The sequence below is a fragment of the Paenibacillus wynnii genome, from assembly GCF_030812855.1.
Classification (GTDB): Bacteria; Bacillota; Bacilli; order Paenibacillales; family Paenibacillaceae; genus Paenibacillus_AQ; species Paenibacillus_AQ wynnii_A.
Map to the genome: position 1 here is coordinate 176,173 of NZ_JAUSTK010000008.1, position 16,553 is coordinate 192,725.

A 16,553-nucleotide genomic window follows, 5' to 3' on the forward strand; every position below is an offset into this window, starting at 1 on the left:
AACACCGCTTTTGCCCCTTTGAGCTGAAGCGGTGTTTTTTTCAAAATATAAGAAAGTATAAGTTTCCACCATACTTTGCTTATATTTCTACGAGAAACGGGTGCCGTCCCATTAAGGACGGCGCAGCCGTTTCTTCTTGTCATAGGTTAAAGTATCTTTACCATGTCCTTCATTTCTTAGATACTGCGGGTGATATCATTGTCAACAAATCAATTAAAATGGCTTAGTTATACAACTTGTCTTGTCATGTTTCTGGCATTAGTTGGGGGAGTAGTCGTGACAAAGACAGGGTCGGGATTGGAATGCGGAAATGAATGGCCACTTTGTAACGGGAAGCTTGTTCCGGCTTATACTTTGGGGTCCTTGATCGAATATACACACCGTTTATTCAGTGGATTGGCAGGTTTGTTATCACTTGCTTCGATGATTGCCTTCTGGAGATATGCCCGAAATCGACGTGATTTATTGACCTATGCATTCATGACACTGCTATTTGTAGTAGTCCAAGGAGGTATGGGAGCGCTTGCGGTTGTGAAATCGCAATCTGCGGCCGTAATGGCGCTACACATGGGCTTTTCTTTAATTGCGTTTGCTTCCTCACTAATGCTTGCCCTCGGGTCCAAAAGACGTTATGAAGCTGAAAAAACCGGCGCTACAGTAGATGAAGGTCAGCCCGTTAGCAGGGGCTTCCGCAACTTAACGTGGATTACTGCGTCATATTCTTACATAGTTGTCTACATTGGGGCTTATGTGAGTCATACAGATTCCCGTGGGGGCTGCTCGGGTTGGCCTCTATGTAACGGTGAATGGATTCCCGAGTTATCGGGTGGCGTAGGCATCGTATTTGTACATCGGATTGCAGCAGCGCTTCTATTTATTCTTACAGCTATTCTTGGTCATTTGGCCTTTTGGAAACACAAAGGGAATAGAGAACTGCAGAATCTGGGGGTATCCGCTGTATTATTATGTCTGTTACAGGTTTTTAGCGGTGCAGCTGTTGTGTTTACGTTATATAACGATCGGCTCTACATATTTGCGGCATTAGCCCACATATTACTGATTGCCGGGTTGTTCGGTGTGCTAAGTTACATGAGTGTACGTGTATGGCAGCTGAGTAATCGGAGAGATTAATTCAGAAGGATAGAGCCGGTTTTGGGGAGGTACAATATTGGGATACGGTAATTTACGTCAATGGATAGAACAATTACGGAAGGATAAGGATCTTGCCGTCATTGACACACCCGTGGACCCTCATTTGGAGCTTGCAGAGATTCACCGCAGAGTCGTCCAGAATGAAGGGCCAGCCTTGCTGTTTACCCAAGTAAAGGGAACGCCGTTTCCCATCGTCACGAATTTATTTGGGACGGTCAGAAGGGTAGAAAAGGCATTCGGACCGCGTCCAGAGCAATTGATGAAATCTCTAATGAATGCTTGTGAAAATTTGCATCCGCCCACTTTAAGCGGTCTATGGAAAGAGAAAGGCATGCTGTTTGATTTGCTAAAGGTAGGCACCAAAAATGTATCGCAAGGAGAAGCACCTGTACTGGGTATTTGCCATAATAAGGATCCTTTGAAGGTGCTTCCCCGTATTACTACCTGGCAGGTTGACGCTGGCCCCTTTGTTGAACTTCCGCTTGTATACACGGAAAGTATAAATCACTCAAATAATCCTAGTTTGGGAATGTATCGAGTGCGAATACAGGATGATAATACAGCCAATCTTTTTTGGCATACTCAAACGGGCGGCGGATTCCACCATCATGAAGCCAAACTGCGCGGAGAAGCTCTTCCGGTATCTGTCTTTATTGGCGGTCCTCCGGCGTTGATGGCTGCAGCTATCGCTCCTGTACCGGAACGGATTCCAGAACTGCTTTTCGCTTCAATGATGTTAGGTGGAAGGCTCCCGTTAGTCAAAGATCCGATGGGTGGGCACCGTATTCCCGCAGAGGCTGAATTTGCTATCCGAGGTCTGGTTCCGCCCAATGAGGAAGATTATTCCGTAATGCATATTCAACGGACGTGGCATCGTAAGGATGCCATCTATCCGGCAACGATTTTAAGCAAACCTCGTCAGGAGGACCACTATCTGGGAGATTTTTTACAACGGCTCCTGTCTCCGACGTATCCGCTGGTGATGCCTTCAATCCGTTCATTATGGACGTATTCGGAACCGGGCTCGCAATCTGTGTCCTCGGCTGTAGTTCATGAAAGTTACTCGCGGGAAGCCCTTGCGGCGGCATTCCGAATTCTAGGAGAAGGTCAGCTGTCCCGGACACAATTTTTGCTGCTTACAAATGAACCGGTAGAGCTATCTGATTTTCCGAAGCTATTGGAGACTGTGCTGGAACGCTTTAACCCAGCGGGCGACCTATTGATTTTCAACCAAACATCTTATGATGAGTATAAAGGTGCGAAAATGAATCCAGGCAGTAAGGGACTTATGATCGGAGTGGGTAGCCCGATCCGTGACCTTCCGCGTGCTTATGATGAGGGAGTGATTCCGGGCATACATGATGTACGGCCTTATTGCGGCGGCTGTCTTACTGCTTCAGGGGCATCCTATGAGGAAGACCCAACATTACCCCAGCGTCTGGTAGCCGCTCTTCGTGACAAGGATACATCGTGGCCGCTAGTCATTCTTGTGGATAATACTGCCGAAACAGTGAAAACACAGGCGTCATTTCTCTGGTCTGTATTCACTCATTTCAATCCTACTACGGATATTTACGCGGAGTCAGAGGTGGTCAATCATCATATTGGCTATAAGCTGCCTATTGTGATTGATGCGCGTAAGAAGCCGGGGTATCCAGACGAGATGTTCCCAAGTGAGGATACTGTCGAGCGGGTCAATCAAAATTGGAAGAACTATTTCCCTACGGCTTAAGAGGTTGTTTGAGGAGGAAATGTATGCTGCGGATTTTACTGGGTGAGCCTCCCCGCGTAAATAGCGGATTATTAGGTGAGGCTATGGATAATATGTCACAGATGGCAGCACTGCTGCGTAAGGAAATGAAGAGCAATCAGGATCGGGATCATGTCTACCGCCAGTTGGAGATTTGGACACGGGGGCTGATTTCGTCACTGGATGAACTTGAGCAAAGCTGGTTCGCAGCGTCCTTTTTTCGGAGGTCTGTGAATACCGAAAATTTGGACGATATGCCTGTGACAGAGCAGGGAGAATACGCACGGTATGTTTATTTTTATAAAAACGGATTTATCCGCGTGTTCTCGCTGCTGGATAAGCTTGGGATTGTATTGAACACCATGTATGACCTGAAAACCAATAAAGTAAAACCTCATTTTTCCTATTTTACAGTACTGCGCCAATTCCATATAACTAATGAGTATGTGAGTTTAATTGCGAAATTAGATAGAATAAAAGATGCTTACCATGTTCCGTTGCAGAACCTTAGAAAACGCCGGAATTCGGAAATTCATTATATGAATTCTGAGATGGAGGATGATCTATGGCAGCGCCACAAAGGATTGAACGACAAGGTGAAGCTTGAGGATTTGGATGCACATCTGGAGGACTTGAGGCAAGGACTTAACATGGTTTGCAAATCGCTTACAGCCGCATACCAATACAGTCTTGAGCAGTGGCGCAAGGATGTCAGTCGTCACTGAAATCAAGCAATGAAATATTTCCAAAGATTTTCTTTGACAAAAAACTTGATAATATTCTATACTTACTTGCATTACAGTAATCACTCAACTAAATACTTATATCTTATCGAGAGCGGCGGAGGGATAGGCCCGATGAAGCCCGGCAACCGATTTATACTAAGTGTTCTTTTGGACACGGAATGTGAATGTCATGGTGCTAATTCCTACAATGCCGCATGAATGTAGCGGCCTTTGGCAGATGAGACGGCATTGTAAATACGCGCACAGGGCCTCTTATGATCTGCAAAGGATCAGTAAGAGGTTTTTTTGTATGTAAATAATCATTTATATAAGGAGGGACGGCAAAATGATAGAGCTTAAAGGTTTAACTAAGGTATACGGAAAAGGCAAGAAGGCAGCTACCGCACTCTCACAACTGAACTTATCTATTAAAAAAGGCGAGATATTTGGAGTCATCGGCCACTCCGGCGCCGGCAAAAGCACATTGATTCGCTGCATAAATTTGTTGGAACGTCCTACAAAAGGCGAGGTCTGGGTAGATGGCATTGACCTCACAAAGCTTACCCAAGGACAGCTGCAGCAGAAGCGGCGTAAGATCGGGATGATTTTTCAGCATTTCAATCTGCTATCCTCGGCAACGGTTTTTGATAATATCGCATTCCCGCTCCGTCTCACAGGGGCATCCCAAGAGTCCATTCAGAGCAAGGTTAGAGAACTGCTTAAGCTTGTGGGACTTGAGGATCACTGGAATAAGTATCCGGCACAGCTATCAGGGGGACAGAAGCAACGGGTAGGTGTTGCCCGGGCATTAGCCAGCGATCCTGATGTGCTGCTGTGTGATGAAGCGACTTCGGCGCTTGATCCGCAGACAACCGATTCCATCCTGAGACTTTTGCTGGATATTAATCAACGGTTCAATCTAACCATTGTTCTGATTACTCACGAAATGCATGTGATCCAGAGTATTTGCGACCGTGTTGCTGTCATACATGGCGGAGGGATCGTGGAGCAGGGGGATGTGACTGAGGTTTTCCTGAAGCCTAAGCATGAGATCACAAGAGAATTCATTCGCAGTGAGACACAAAATGACGGACCGCTGCGGGCTGCCATTAATGCACCTCACCCGGAGTCGTCTAAAGCAGTGAAGATTACCTTCCTGGGTCAAAAAACGTATGAATCCACTCTTTCTAACGTTGTGAAGGAGACCGGTGTTATTTTCGCAATATTACAAGGTACAATCTCTACCATAAAAGATGTACCTTACGGTCAACTGATCGTTCGTTTTGAGGGTCCTTCTGAAGCCATCCAAGAGACGATTAGCAAATTACTGGCCGAGGGCCTTGATGTGGAGGTGATGGATTGATGGCAAGCCTGAATTTTTCCACTGTAAACTGGGATGAAATGCTCCAAGCTACCTTTGATACCTTGAAAATGCTAGGGAGTTCCGCAATCTTCACAATTATTCTTGGTTTACCACTCGGAATTGTGCTATATTTATGGGGACGATCCTCACAGCCCGTTGTAGGGGTCATTTATTCAGTCTTATCGTTCCTTGTGAACATCCTGCGTTCCGTTCCTTTTATTATCTTAATGGTCGCATTAATCCCTTTTACGAAATCCATCGTAGGTACTTCCATCGGAGTATTGGGCACGATTCCACCGCTTGTTGTGGGCGCTGCACCTTTCTTTGCCCGCCTTGTGGAGACAGCCCTTCGGGAAGTAGACAGAGGAGTCATAGAAGCCGCTCAGGGAATGGGTGCATCCACAACGCAAATCGTTACACGGGTTCTTTTGCCAGAAGCTCGTCCAGGCCTATTATCAGGAGTTACTATTACAGTGGTAACTTTGGTGGCATATACGGCAATGTCCGGTATGGTCGGGGGTGGCGGCCTAGGTGACTTGGCAATTCGTTATGGTTACTACCGTTACGAGAAGGAAGTTATGATTATCTCTGTAGCGCTTATGGTTCTGCTGGTGCAATTGCTGCAAATGGCTGGGGACCGATTGGTGAAGCATTTCTCAAGGAAATAAGGTACATCCACATAGATATCCTTATTCACAAAAAACCATACTGTTTGAGGGGGATTTACAAATGAAAAAACTATTGCTGACTTTTTTTAGCCTGACACTGATCGTGGTATTGGCGGCTTGCGGTAATAACAATGCTAATAATGCTGCCAACTCGGCTGCAACCAATGCTCCTACGGCTGATGCTACAACTGAACCTGCTGCGGAACCCGTTACCTTGGTAGTTGGAGCTTCTCCAGTACCGCATGCTGAAATATTGAAGGCTATTGCACCTTTGCTTGAAGCTCAAGGCATCAAGCTTGAAATTAAAGAGTTCACGGATTATGTACAACCTAACGTACAACTAGCTGAGAAGCAACTGGATGCCAACTTCTTCCAACACCAACCTTACCTTGACGACCAAAACAAGAACAATGGCACGGATCTGGTATCCGTAGCTAGCGTACACGTTGAGCCATTTGGTGCTTATTCCAAAAAAATCAAATCCATTGATGAACTGGCTGACGGTGCAAAGGTAGCTATTCCTAACGATGCTACTAACGGTGGACGCGCATTGATTCTTCTTGCTAAAAATGGTCTGATTACTTTGAAGGACGATACGAACATCACTTCAACAAAAGCTGATATTACAGAAAATAAGAAAAACCTTGAAATTATTGAATTGGATGCAGCAATGCTTCCACGCCAATTGGATGAAGTTGATCTGGCTCTAATCAATACTAACTTTGCACTTGAGGCTAAACTGGTTCCTACCAAAGATGCCCTGTTCATCGAAGGCGGAGATTCACCATATGCTAACATCTTGGTGACACGCCCAGACAATAAAGATTCCGATGCGATCAAGAAATTGGTTGCTGCATTGACTTCTCCGGAAGCTAAGAAATTTATTGAAGAGAAGTATGAAGGTGCTATTATTCCAGCATTTTAATCTTACTTGTAATAAAAAATAAATTCAGTATATTCGTAAAACGGCAAGTCTCCAGGTTAGCGGGGACTTGCCGTTTTTTGATATTACACATAATATCCTCTATAATGGCTTATAGTTATTTGGCTGCTGAGAACAAAAAAATCCCGGCCTTCTGAAAACAGAAGAACCGGGATGGTTTATATGGGCGGGATTAGAATACTTGAACAACTTCTTCTACGCCTTCTACTTCTTCAACAAGGGCGCGTTCAATCCCGGCTTTTAACGTAATTGTGGAGCTTGGGCAGCTACCGCAGGCACCCATCAATTTCAACTTAACGATGCCGTCTTCCACATCGATCAGTTCGACGTCTCCACCATCGCGTTGCAGGAAGGGACGAAGCTTATCGAGTACTTCCAGCACTTCATCATACATGGTGGTGCTTTGTGTATTCTCACTCATTTCTCAATCACTCCTTTCGTAAGTTCATTATAGTACAAAAAGTTAAAAAATAAAATGGTTTGGACAGAATAGGGAGATCAACATGAGACCAATTATTGAATTTTGTGCCAGTAACCTAGGGAACGGCACAGATAAGTTAATGCATAAGCTTGAGCAAAATCCGGATTACGATGTTATTGAATATGGCTGCCTTAATAATTGCGGTCAATGTTACTTGTCGCCGTTCGCCATGCTCAATGGTGAAATTATTGAAGCCGACTCCCCTGAAGAGCTGGAAGAAGCCATCAACACCAAGATTAAGGAACTGGAAGCCTGGGACAACCTTGATCTCGATTGAAGTCTATATTTTATCCAAAGTGGCGTTTGGACATCCATAACACACCGCTTTTTAGAATACGCGGAACTCGTCCCATTACGGAACGCTGACCCATTTGCCCGAAGCCAGAGTTCTTACCCAATGAGCCTAGGGTTCCTTTTAAGCGGATCGGGTGCAACTTGGGTGTCTCATTACGCCACAGAGCTCGTATTACTTGTGCAACCTGCTCACCCTGTGCCCCAGCGGCTTGTGCGCTGGGGGCAAACGGCAGGCTGGCACAATCTCCAATCACATAAACCTCCGGATAATCAGGCACCTGATAATATTCGCCCAGAATAATTCGTCCACCGCGATCTTTGGCAAGTTCAAGCTTTTGAACAACCTGAACAGGCTGAATGCCTGCGGTCCACACGGTAATGTCAGAAGCAATCGCCTGCTTGCCATTATAGATAGCATCTTTCTCTACATGAGAAACAGAAATTCCCCCGAGGGTTTCCACCTGATGTTCGCTGAACCATTCCTCAACGTATTGCGAGAGCTTTGCCGGGAAAGAAGATAAGACACGTTCTCCACGGTCCAAGATAGAGATATTCAGGTCAGGACGGCTTTCACGCAGCTCTGCAGCCAGTTCTACACCGCTTAACCCTCCTCCTACAATATTAACCGTACCATAGGGTCTGACGTCGTTCAGACGACGGTACGTTTCCCTAGTACCGGAGAACGTCTGAATACTACAGGTATATTGATCTGCGCCAGGAATGTTATGGTAATTATCCGTACATCCCAAAGCAATGGCCAGAATATCATAAGATATCGGCTCACCGGTCTCCAGAAAAACCAGCCTGCTCTCCAAATCAATAGATCCTACTTCGCCATAACGGACAGTAAGACGGGGATGTGCCGGAAACTGGATACGGAGGTGGCAGTCCGTTACGGTTCCTGCGGCCAGAGCATAATATTCTGTTTTTATTCCCTGATAGGGCATTCGATCCACTAAGACAATTTCCACGTCATGGGGGAGATGGTGATCTATTAATTCTTGGATGAGGGCTAGGCCGCCGTAACCGCCGCCGAGGACGAGCAATGTTCTCATCTTACCGATCTTCCTTTCGAATATGGCATTACAGTCGATTATTCGTATACTTTAATTTCGTTATAGAAGGTATCACGTTCTACGGGAATCCGCCCCGCCCCCTTCACCAGCCAGATCAGTTCATCGCGGGTGAGGCCTTCCGGTGTTAATGCACCGGCTGCATGGCTAATACGTTCCTTTAGAATCGTGCCGTGTACGTCAGACGCACCAAAGCTGAGAGCAACCTGAGTAAGCTGTGCTCCGATATTAATGAAGTAAGCTTTAATATGGTCGAAATTGTCTAACATTAAACGGCTGACCGCAATCGTTTTGAGATCCTCATAAGCGGAGTTACGGCGCATAATGCCGGCATTTTTATTCTTAGGCTGCATAGACAAAGGGATAAATACCATGAAACCATTGGTTTCATCCTGCAAATCACGAATTTGAAGCATATGCTTAATACGGTCTTCTCTGGATTCAATGGAGCCGTAGAGCATTGTCGTATGTGTTCTCATCCCCAGATTATGCGCTGTCCGGTGGACCTCAAGATATTCTTCAACGTTTGCTTTATCGACGCGCATTTTTTGACGATATTGGTCGGACAGAATTTCTGCACCGCCGCCTGTAAGAGTCTTTAACCCTGCTGCACGCAGCTGTTCGAGTACTTCGCGAATATTCAGCCCGCTGATCCGGGTGAAAAAGTCGATTTCTGCCGCGGTGTAAGCTTTTAAAGTTACGTCGGGGAAACGTTCACTTAATGCTTTGAGCGAATCAACATAGTATTGGAAGGGAACCTTATCGTTATGGCCTCCAACAATATGAAACTCGCGCACACCGGGATGAATATGCTGTTCGACATATTGCACCATTTCCTGACCTGAAAGCGTATATGCGCCTTCTTCACCGTCATCCTTGCGGAAATTGCAGAATGCGCAGTGAGATTCACACACATTCGTGAAATACAAACTCATGTTTTCGATAAAATATACTTTATTCCCGTTCTTTCGAAGATTGACCTCATTAGCCAGCTGGCCAATCGTCAACAGGTCATTACTCTCATATAAATAAACGCCATCTTCTAAATTTAATCTTTTGCCACTGCGGACTTTCTCAATAATGGCTGCCATCTTGGCATCTGTCTGGGGTGTTATTAGAGTAGACATATGATTCCTCCTGAAAGTATTACGTGACAAAATTCCGAATTTTTACGCCTTGTCGCTTTCCCTATTATAAACCTCTCTCAGAAGGTGAGCAACAGCGCAGACCACACAACAATTGGGAGCCAACCTCTTAAGAGGCAGTTGTGACTTGAGGGAAGGGGAAGAGTGGAGTATACTGAATTTAATATATATAATAACTTTTGACCGGAAGGTCATTGGATAAGCATGTGATCGCTACACTTTTAAGGAGGATAAGACTATGATAAATATCAGTGAAACGGCTGCTGAACAACTAAAAACCATGCTGGCTGAACAAGAAACGCCTAATATGTTCCTTCGTCTTGGAGTATCTCCCGGCGGATGCAGCGGTTTCTCCTACGCAATGGGATTCGATGATAACGAAAGCGAGCAAGACGTATATATGGATATTGAAGGGCTGAAGGTAGTAGTGGAGAAAGAAAATCTGCGCTATCTGGACGGTCTTGAAATCGACTTTGAAGAATCCGGCATGACCGGCGGCTTCACCATCAACAACCCGAACGCCACCGCCACCTGCGGCTGTGGATCAAGCTTCCGGACGAAAGAAGATGCAGGGAAGCCTAATGAGGAGCCTTGTTAAGGAGTTCTTTTAGGACATAGGATTCAGGAATCCTACGGCACTCTTTGATTGACTACATTAAAAATGCCCGTCTCGTAATTCACGAGACGGGCATTTTTAATTTTAATACAAGATAATTATGCAGCAATTATAAACTTATAATTGATCATGAATACGATTAATGCACCGGCCCCGAGCGAAAAAGCAATGCAGGATGCACCAAGGATTCTGCGGCGGTCTTTAATGAATTTGAAGCCAAGTGCGCAGACGAGCAGAGTAGTACCTGCCAAAACGACAGACATTCCGACCATGGCTACCCAGTACAAAACCTCGAAAAATTGTGCCACTTTGAGTGCCTCCCTATAGGATAATCTTCTTGATATCATCGTTCGATATGCCTACACTACGTTAACTATACGATACATAGGAGGGTTTGAAAAGATACACAACGTAATCGCCCTTTTTAGTGGGAGCGCCTTCTTACACGGACAATCATACAGGAGAGCAATGCATCTTCTGAGTAATGTATAGGGTAGGCTTCACAACGAAAGGAGCGGGAGGACGATGGCGGGAAGACAACTGGCCAGCAAGTGGCTGAAAACCGAAGCGCTGCTCAGCGATTCACGGGTAGCCGGTTACATTCCGAGAACAAGGGGATATAGTGAAGCGGCACTGCTGACGATGCTGAGCCAATATGGAAATGTAGTGATCAAACCTGTGGTAGGCGGCGGAGGGTACGGGGTCATTAAAGTTTTTCGGAATCAGGGCCAGTATGGTTTCACTTATATGGATACGACAAGGATATATCGTGATTTCACCTCAATGAAACATGCTCTAAATGTGGTGAGAGTGAAACGGAAATATTTAATTCAACAGGGGATTTCCCTAGCCAGAATTGCAGGCCGTCCAATTGATTATCGCGTGAAAGTCGTAAAAGTCGGTGAAGGATGGGAGTTTCGTTCCATGGTTGGACGATTGGCCCGTCCCGGACTATTCGTTACCAATCTATGTAAGGGGGGAACTATGCTTAGTTGTCGTGAAGGACTCAGGAAATCCCTGCCTAAGGTTAATACATCAGCTAAAAAAGCGGAAATGCGCCGTCTAACCCTAGTCTGTATTAATTTAATGGAGCGGCACTTTCCGGGAGTAGGAGAGCTGGGTTTTGATTATGCAGTGGATTTAAGAGGAAAAATTTGGATACTGGAAGTAAATACAAGACCCCAATAATTAAGCAATTTTTAAGAATTGACGATAATAGTAGTAGTGTTATAGAATCGGTTAGTCGTGTTAATTTCCGGTGAATAATTATTAGTATCATTTGTTAGTTATGACTGCGAATATGGAAAATTATGTGGCCATTATAAGAAATATTTTGAAATAAATCTTAAGATTCAATCCTGTGTATAACTATTATCCCCATATTACCCTGTGCTGCTATAGCGATAATAGGGCTTACTAACATATTATACACAGGATCTCCACAAACGCTTGTGGATAATGAGAACGCTTGTTCGAAATTTGATAGTTTGATATGATAGATTCAGATCCAAATAAAGGAAAGGTAGGTGAACGTTATGGTTGAATTATCAGATGAGATGCTTCTAGACTCTTACCATAGAGCGATAGAACTGCAACTTGAGCATGATTTCATCGCTCTGTTACTCGTTGAAATTCGCAAACGGAACTTACACTCTCCAACCCACGCGGTACTTCATTGATATACATTAAGTTAACCTCGAGTTAACTACATAAATTAAACCGCTGTATGTACAAAATAGGGTATCCTGACGGGTTGTCTTCTAAATAAGCCCGTTTGGATACCCTTTTATTTTGTACACAACCTTAGAATTAAAGCTTCATGTTGCTGCTGTGGCCCGGAGAAAGCTTAGCTTCGGGATCAATATAAACCTTGGCATTATTAACTGCAGTAGGCGCTTCGCCAAATCCAACGGCAATCAGCTTAAGTTTACCTGGATATGTAGTGATATCACCTGCAGCATAAATCCCCGGGATATTTGTCTCCATGCGGGAATCAACCACAATAGAGTTGCTTTCAATGTTGATTCCCCATTCAGCAATAGGTCCGAGCGAGGAAACGAATCCAAAATTGACGATAACACTGTCCACATCAATTTCTTGAGTTTCTTTGGTTTTGATATGTGAAAGGGTTACCTTTGTAATAAATTCATCACCATGCAGCTCGGTAATTTCCGAAGGTGTAATCACATTTACTTTAGAAGCCATAAGGTTCTCTACACTATGCTCATGGGCACGGAATTTGTCACGGCGATGAATCAGTGTGACTTGTTCGGCAATCGGCTCCAGCATAAGCGCCCAATCGACTGCGGAATCTCCGCCGCCGCTAATCAAGACCTTTTTATCTTTAAACGCATTTAGATCGCTTACAAAATAATGTAAATTTGCTTTCTCGAAGCGTCCGGCTTCAGGCAAATCCAATCGGCGTGGTTCAAATGCTCCAACACCTGCAGTAATAATAATCGCCTTGGAGTGATACTCGGCCTTATCTGTGGTAACGATAAAATGGCGTTCGTCCCTTTTCTCGACAGATACGACTTTTTCTTCAAGCCTAACGTCAGATTGGAACAGATCCATTTGACGTGAAAGGTTATCTACCAGTTCTTGAGCGGTTATTTTGGGAAAGCCTGCTACATCATAGATATATTTTTCAGGATAGAGAGCAGCAAGTTGTCCTCCGAGTTGGGGCATACTTTCAATGAGTGTTACGGACGCCTGACGCATTCCGCCGTAAAAGGCTGCAAACATGCCAGCCGGACCACCGCCAATAATAAGCAGGTCGCTCATAGGAATGCCGGGTTGCTCTAGTGCCACAGAATTTACACCTCCGAGTTGATATATTCAATTTGCCATACTGGATTACCTACTTATTATAAACATAGTGACACCGCCCTGCAAAGAGTTTACGATACCAGAAATTATCAGGATTTTTTATATCAATATATTTGATTAAAAGTGGACTAAGGTTTACAATGTATATGATTATTTTCAAATTACCTTAAGTTTTATTGGAATTTATTCTAAGGTTAAGTGTATAAATTCACAAAAAGATTTACAAAAAATAACACATAGACAGATTCACTTGTTGGAAGGAGCCGGAACATGAGCAGTATTCCCAAAATTGTAATCCTAGGCGCGGGATATGGAGGAATTTTGACCGCCCAACGTTTACAAAAAGCACTAAATTATAATGAAGCGGACGTTACGTTGGTTAACCGCCATGAGTATCACTATTTTACAACCCATTTGCATATGCCTGCTGCGGGAACGGATAGCATCGAACACACGCGGGTATCTATCTCCAAACTAATTGATGAATTCAAAATTGATTTGGTTAAATCATCGGTACAAGAAATCCGCACCCAGCAGAAAAAGGTTATTTTAGAAGATGGAACACTCTCATACGATTATCTAGTTATTGCTCTTGGAGGTGTACCGGAGACTTTCGGTATCCCAGGACTGGATAAGTATGCATTGACGATCCGCAGTATCAATTCGGTTCGTCTGATTCGTGAGCATATTGAATATCAATTTGCTAAGTACAAGAATGAAAACAATGCCCAGGAACATATCAATTTTGTAGTGGGCGGCGCGGGATTTAGCGGGATTGAGTTCGTTGCGGAATTGGCTGACCGGATTCCAGGTCTCTGTAAGGAATTTGATGTAGATCCTAGTCTAGTTAACATTTATAACATAGAAGCTGCACCAACAGCGCTTCCGGGTTTTGCACCGGAACTGGTTGAGCATGCGATGAACGTACTTACGAAGAAAGGCGTTACCTTTAAGATGGGAGTAGCTATCAAGGAATGTCTGCCTGGTGGAGTTATTCTGGCGACCGGTGAAGAAATCAAAGCTTCCACTATCGTCTGGACGGGCGGTATCCGTGGTAATCGACTAATCGAGGCAGCGGGTTTCGAAGCTATGCGCGGTCGTGTGAAAGTGGATGAATATCTGCATGCTCCAGGACATGAGAATATCTTCATCATCGGCGATGGCTCTTTGATGATTAATCCGGAAGGACGCCCTTATCCCCCAACGGCACAAATCGCGATGCAACAGGGAGAATGCTGCGCGCACAATCTCGTAGCTTCTATCCGTAACCAGCAGCCGAAGAAATTCTCCTTTAGCAATAAGGGAACGGTTGCTTCACTTGGCAAAGGTCAAGGCATTGCTGTCGTTGGAGATAAGACTTATAAGGGCTGGACTGCAGCTCAGTTAAAGAAAGTTGTAGATATGCGCTACTTGTTCATTATTGGCGGAATTCCGTTAGTACTGAAAAAAGGCAGATTCCTATAGGATGCGTCATTGCAGCGTTCAAGTTCGTGGATTGCTAACGAGGGATGAGCTGGATCGGTATAACGGCCTGATCGAAGTGGGATCCTTCTTGGAGGATCAGAACCGCTACGACTTGGCTTACACGGTACAAAAGGAAATTGATCTTCTTATACTCCCAGCTATCGAAAGGCTGAAGGATAAAGGGCGGGCCCGCGATCGGGCGACGGCTGAATATCTGGAAAGCCTGAAGAATGAGGACAGTATTGAAGACGAGAACGAGGACGAGGACGAGAATTTCTAAGATGTATGTTAACGAGGGTGTCCCACAAGCAGACTAAGGCTGCTGGGATACCCTTGCTGTATTTTTGGGGGAACATTTTTGGAGTACAACGAGCTGAAATGATGTACATTGTGCAGGATTTGGGGTCTCATCGGGGCAGTATGAGCAGAAATGCTGTACAAAGTGCAGGATTTAGTGTCTGCCGTACTGTGTATCAACTTAAAAGGTGTTAATTCGTTCTCCTTCTGGGAGAATCGAAATTTATCTTTAAAAAAGTAAAACGCCGGTACCCAATATAACAGGTATCGGCGTTGTGAATTACAGCTTTAGCATTTCTTCAAAAGACTCCGGTGTCAGCAGATTACCGACATAAAAGGATCCGAATTCTCCATAGCGGGCACTAACCTCGTCAAAACGCATTTCGTACACTAACTTTTTAAACTGAAGGGCGTCTTCGGCGAATAGGGTTACTCCCCACTCCCAATCATCTAAGCCCACGGAGCCGCTGATGATCTGTTTAACTTTACCGGCGTAACCGCGACCGATTAGACCATGTGAGTGCATAAGCTCGCGCCGTTTGGCCATATCAAGCATATACCAGTTGTCGGCGAGCTCGCGTTTTTTATTCATAGGGTAGAAGCAAATATGATTTGCTTTCGGCAAAACTGGCTTCAGGCGGGCAATGACATGCGGATTCTGCATCGGGTCTCCACCGTCACCGCCACCTGCTGCATAGTTGCTGAGTTCTACAATACTTACATACGAATAAGCTTTAAGTGTAAACCGGGCAAAGGCTGTTTTGTTGAATGCGGTCTCAAGTTTATTGAGCTCTTCCAGGCTTTCGCGCAGGTGCATCATTACAAAATCAGCTTTCTGACCCACAATAGAGTACATGGTGGAACTGCCTTCTTTGGCTTCCTCAACCGGGCCCCACTCTTGTATAAAAGCATTTAATTCATCCATAGCAACGGCGCGCTCTTCATCATCGGCCGCCGTCCAGGCAGTCCAATTCAGAGAGCGGAAATCATGTAAGGCGTACCAGCCTTCCAGTGTCAAAGCGGCTTCGTTCATGTTCTCACTCCTTAAAAGTTTTACGAAGCATAAGCCCCGTAGGATAGCTCCGTAGTAAAACTGGCTTCGAAAGCATACGCTTAGTATTACGAAGCATAAGCCCCGTAGGATAGCTCCGTAGTAAAACTGGCTTCGAAAGCATACACTTAGTTTTACGAAGCATAAGCCCCGTAGGATAGCTCCGTAGTAAAACTGGCTTCGAAAGCATACACTTAGTTTTACGAAGCATACGCCTATGTATGAACCCATTTATCCTATAAGCATTGTATCTCATGCGAGTTGTCGAGAGCAAACGAAGACAGGCTTCATTTTGATAAATGTTCATTGCTTCGAAATAATTTTTCTAGTAAACTTACTACTATCTTGTGAAATGTGTGCGTTTTCTCACAGAGAGGGGTGAAGTCGGTAGATGGGATTTATTCCTGTATTTGTTCTCGCCGTTCTATTTTTTGTTATGATGTTCGGTATTGGCTTTATCCTTAACATGTTAATGAAGACAACCTGGTTTCCCGCTTATTTGTTCGTCCTAGTTATCCTACCGGTGGTGGTTTACTCTATATGGGATCGAAGTGCAATGACCCTGTGGGAGCATCTGTCATCTTTCCGATTGGTGGATTATATCACGGGTTTATTTGGACTTGCAGGTGCGGTACTTAGCGGTTGGACGATTCATAAGCTGCGTATTGGCGGCTACAAGATGTTTTAATAGATCGGAATGGA

19 protein-coding genes and 1 riboswitch are annotated in these 16,553 nt (G+C 44.7%); of the genes, 13 read left to right on the plus strand and 6 right to left on the minus strand.

Annotation, left to right across the window (positions count from 1 at the left end; genetic code table 11):
- The first annotated feature begins 198 nt into the window (after positions 1-198).
- The 6 genes from J2T20_RS10910 to J2T20_RS10935 all read left to right on the plus strand — a co-directional run bounded on the left by J2T20_RS10910 (position 199) and on the right by J2T20_RS10935 (position 6,583).
- A complete protein-coding gene (locus tag J2T20_RS10910; RefSeq protein ID WP_307588203.1) occupies positions 199-1,131 on the plus strand; it encodes a COX15/CtaA family protein in 933 nt (310 codons plus the stop codon).
- Between the two features lie 37 nt (positions 1,132-1,168).
- Positions 1,169-2,884 (plus strand): UbiD family decarboxylase, encoded by a 1,716-nt coding sequence (locus J2T20_RS10915; protein ID WP_307588204.1) that lies wholly within the window; start codon positions 1,169-1,171, stop codon positions 2,882-2,884.
- A gap of 23 nt (positions 2,885-2,907) precedes the next feature.
- Positions 2,908-3,627: a Cthe_2314 family HEPN domain-containing protein gene (locus J2T20_RS10920; protein ID WP_307588206.1), complete on the plus strand. Its 720-nt coding sequence runs from the start codon at positions 2,908-2,910 to the stop codon at positions 3,625-3,627.
- 100 nt (positions 3,628-3,727) lie between these two features.
- Positions 3,728-3,872: riboswitch (SAM riboswitch) on the plus strand.
- A 101-nt stretch (positions 3,873-3,973) separates the two neighbouring features.
- Complete coding sequence (locus J2T20_RS10925; protein WP_307588208.1) at positions 3,974-4,990, plus strand: methionine ABC transporter ATP-binding protein; 1,017 nt, start codon at positions 3,974-3,976, stop codon at positions 4,988-4,990.
- Positions 4,990-5,658, plus strand: coding sequence for a methionine ABC transporter permease (locus tag J2T20_RS10930; protein ID WP_307588210.1), 669 nt, complete (start codon positions 4,990-4,992; stop codon positions 5,656-5,658). The genes J2T20_RS10925 and J2T20_RS10930 overlap by 1 nt, the downstream gene beginning before the upstream one ends.
- Before the next feature lie 61 nt (positions 5,659-5,719).
- On the plus strand, positions 5,720-6,583 hold the full coding sequence (locus J2T20_RS10935; RefSeq protein WP_307588212.1) for a MetQ/NlpA family ABC transporter substrate-binding protein: 864 nt from the start codon (positions 5,720-5,722) through the stop codon (positions 6,581-6,583).
- Between the two features lie 190 nt (positions 6,584-6,773).
- On the opposite strand, the gene J2T20_RS10940 is transcribed toward J2T20_RS10935, so the two are convergent.
- Positions 6,774-7,022, minus strand: a complete 249-nt coding sequence (locus J2T20_RS10940) for a NifU family protein (RefSeq protein WP_036647499.1) — start codon at positions 7,020-7,022, stop codon at positions 6,774-6,776.
- Positions 7,023-7,104: 82 nt separating this feature from the next.
- Between J2T20_RS10940 and J2T20_RS10945 the strand changes: the two genes are divergently transcribed.
- Positions 7,105-7,359, plus strand: a complete 255-nt coding sequence (locus J2T20_RS10945) for a YuzB family protein (RefSeq protein WP_307588214.1) — start codon at positions 7,105-7,107, stop codon at positions 7,357-7,359.
- A 10-nt stretch (positions 7,360-7,369) separates the two neighbouring features.
- Here the strand turns inward: J2T20_RS10945 and J2T20_RS10950 are convergent, their stop codons facing one another.
- Positions 7,370-8,431, minus strand: coding sequence for an NAD(P)/FAD-dependent oxidoreductase (locus tag J2T20_RS10950; protein WP_307588216.1), 1,062 nt, complete (start codon positions 8,429-8,431; stop codon positions 7,370-7,372).
- Positions 8,432-8,469: 38 nt separating this feature from the next.
- Positions 8,470-9,576, minus strand: a complete 1,107-nt coding sequence (mqnE, locus tag J2T20_RS10955) for an aminofutalosine synthase MqnE (protein WP_307588218.1) — start codon at positions 9,574-9,576, stop codon at positions 8,470-8,472.
- Between the two features lie 256 nt (positions 9,577-9,832).
- On the opposite strand from mqnE, the gene J2T20_RS10960 reads away from it, so the two are divergent.
- The gene (locus tag J2T20_RS10960) at positions 9,833-10,192 is read left to right on the plus strand and encodes a HesB/IscA family protein (RefSeq protein WP_307588220.1); all 360 of its coding nucleotides are present in this window, start codon (positions 9,833-9,835) and stop codon (positions 10,190-10,192) included.
- 116 nt (positions 10,193-10,308) lie between these two features.
- Here the strand turns inward: J2T20_RS10960 and J2T20_RS10965 are convergent, their stop codons facing one another.
- On the minus strand, positions 10,309-10,518 hold the full coding sequence (locus J2T20_RS10965) for a hypothetical protein (protein WP_307588221.1): 210 nt from the start codon (positions 10,516-10,518) through the stop codon (positions 10,309-10,311).
- Positions 10,519-10,735: 217 nt separating this feature from the next.
- On the opposite strand from J2T20_RS10965, the gene J2T20_RS10970 reads away from it, so the two are divergent.
- Together J2T20_RS10970 and J2T20_RS10975 are read left to right on the plus strand one after the other, a co-directional pair.
- On the plus strand, positions 10,736-11,398 hold the full coding sequence (locus tag J2T20_RS10970) for a YheC/YheD family protein (protein ID WP_307588222.1): 663 nt from the start codon (positions 10,736-10,738) through the stop codon (positions 11,396-11,398).
- A gap of 347 nt (positions 11,399-11,745) precedes the next feature.
- Positions 11,746-11,889 carry a sporulation histidine kinase inhibitor Sda gene (locus tag J2T20_RS10975; protein ID WP_307588224.1) on the plus strand — a complete coding sequence of 48 codons (144 nt, stop codon included), beginning with the start codon at positions 11,746-11,748 and terminating at the stop codon, positions 11,887-11,889.
- Positions 11,890-12,019: 130 nt separating this feature from the next.
- Here the strand turns inward: J2T20_RS10975 and J2T20_RS10980 are convergent, their stop codons facing one another.
- Positions 12,020-12,994 (minus strand): NAD(P)/FAD-dependent oxidoreductase, encoded by a 975-nt coding sequence (locus J2T20_RS10980; RefSeq protein ID WP_307588269.1) that lies wholly within the window; start codon positions 12,992-12,994, stop codon positions 12,020-12,022.
- A gap of 315 nt (positions 12,995-13,309) precedes the next feature.
- On the opposite strand from J2T20_RS10980, the gene J2T20_RS10985 reads away from it, so the two are divergent.
- Together J2T20_RS10985 and J2T20_RS10990 are read left to right on the plus strand one after the other, a co-directional pair.
- On the plus strand, positions 13,310-14,503 hold the full coding sequence (locus J2T20_RS10985; protein WP_036647430.1) for an NAD(P)/FAD-dependent oxidoreductase: 1,194 nt from the start codon (positions 13,310-13,312) through the stop codon (positions 14,501-14,503).
- Position 14,504: 1 nt separating this feature from the next.
- On the plus strand, positions 14,505-14,783 hold the full coding sequence (locus J2T20_RS10990) for a hypothetical protein (RefSeq protein WP_307588226.1): 279 nt from the start codon (positions 14,505-14,507) through the stop codon (positions 14,781-14,783).
- A gap of 297 nt (positions 14,784-15,080) precedes the next feature.
- On the opposite strand, the gene hemQ is transcribed toward J2T20_RS10990, so the two are convergent.
- Positions 15,081-15,833: a hydrogen peroxide-dependent heme synthase gene (hemQ, locus tag J2T20_RS10995; protein ID WP_307588227.1), complete on the minus strand. Its 753-nt coding sequence runs from the start codon at positions 15,831-15,833 to the stop codon at positions 15,081-15,083.
- A 409-nt stretch (positions 15,834-16,242) separates the two neighbouring features.
- On the opposite strand from hemQ, the gene J2T20_RS11000 reads away from it, so the two are divergent.
- Positions 16,243-16,539, plus strand: coding sequence for a YuiB family protein (locus tag J2T20_RS11000; RefSeq protein ID WP_307588229.1), 297 nt, complete (start codon positions 16,243-16,245; stop codon positions 16,537-16,539).
- Positions 16,540-16,553: the final 14 nt, after the last annotated feature.

What these genes read in the sequence shown, in the direction of transcription:
- J2T20_RS10920 (WP_307588206.1), top strand. Translation starts at nt 2,908, where the DNA reads ATGCTGCGGATTTTACTGGGTGAGCCTCCCCGCGTAAATAGCGGATTA.
- J2T20_RS10925 (WP_307588208.1), top strand. Translation starts at nt 3,974, where the DNA reads ATGATAGAGCTTAAAGGTTTAACTAAGGTATACGGAAAAGGCAAGAAG.
- J2T20_RS10930 (WP_307588210.1), top strand. Translation starts at nt 4,990, where the DNA reads ATGGCAAGCCTGAATTTTTCCACTGTAAACTGGGATGAAATGCTCCAA.
- J2T20_RS10935 (WP_307588212.1), top strand. Translation starts at nt 5,720, where the DNA reads ATGAAAAAACTATTGCTGACTTTTTTTAGCCTGACACTGATCGTGGTA.
- J2T20_RS10940 (WP_036647499.1), bottom strand. Translation starts at nt 7,022, where the DNA reads ATGAGTGAGAATACACAAAGCACCACCATGTATGATGAAGTGCTGGAA.
- J2T20_RS10945 (WP_307588214.1), top strand. Translation starts at nt 7,105, where the DNA reads ATGAGACCAATTATTGAATTTTGTGCCAGTAACCTAGGGAACGGCACA.
- J2T20_RS10950 (WP_307588216.1), bottom strand. Translation starts at nt 8,431, where the DNA reads ATGAGAACATTGCTCGTCCTCGGCGGCGGTTACGGCGGCCTAGCCCTC.
- mqnE (WP_307588218.1), bottom strand. Translation starts at nt 9,576, where the DNA reads ATGTCTACTCTAATAACACCCCAGACAGATGCCAAGATGGCAGCCATT.
- J2T20_RS10960 (WP_307588220.1), top strand. Translation starts at nt 9,833, where the DNA reads ATGATAAATATCAGTGAAACGGCTGCTGAACAACTAAAAACCATGCTG.
- J2T20_RS10970 (WP_307588222.1), top strand. Translation starts at nt 10,736, where the DNA reads ATGGCGGGAAGACAACTGGCCAGCAAGTGGCTGAAAACCGAAGCGCTG.
- J2T20_RS10975 (WP_307588224.1), top strand. Translation starts at nt 11,746, where the DNA reads ATGGTTGAATTATCAGATGAGATGCTTCTAGACTCTTACCATAGAGCG.
- J2T20_RS10980 (WP_307588269.1), bottom strand. Translation starts at nt 12,994, where the DNA reads ATGAGCGACCTGCTTATTATTGGCGGTGGTCCGGCTGGCATGTTTGCA.
- J2T20_RS10985 (WP_036647430.1), top strand. Translation starts at nt 13,310, where the DNA reads ATGAGCAGTATTCCCAAAATTGTAATCCTAGGCGCGGGATATGGAGGA.
- J2T20_RS10990 (WP_307588226.1), top strand. Translation starts at nt 14,505, where the DNA reads ATGCGTCATTGCAGCGTTCAAGTTCGTGGATTGCTAACGAGGGATGAG.
- hemQ (WP_307588227.1), bottom strand. Translation starts at nt 15,833, where the DNA reads ATGAACGAAGCCGCTTTGACACTGGAAGGCTGGTACGCCTTACATGAT.
- J2T20_RS11000 (WP_307588229.1), top strand. Translation starts at nt 16,243, where the DNA reads ATGGGATTTATTCCTGTATTTGTTCTCGCCGTTCTATTTTTTGTTATG.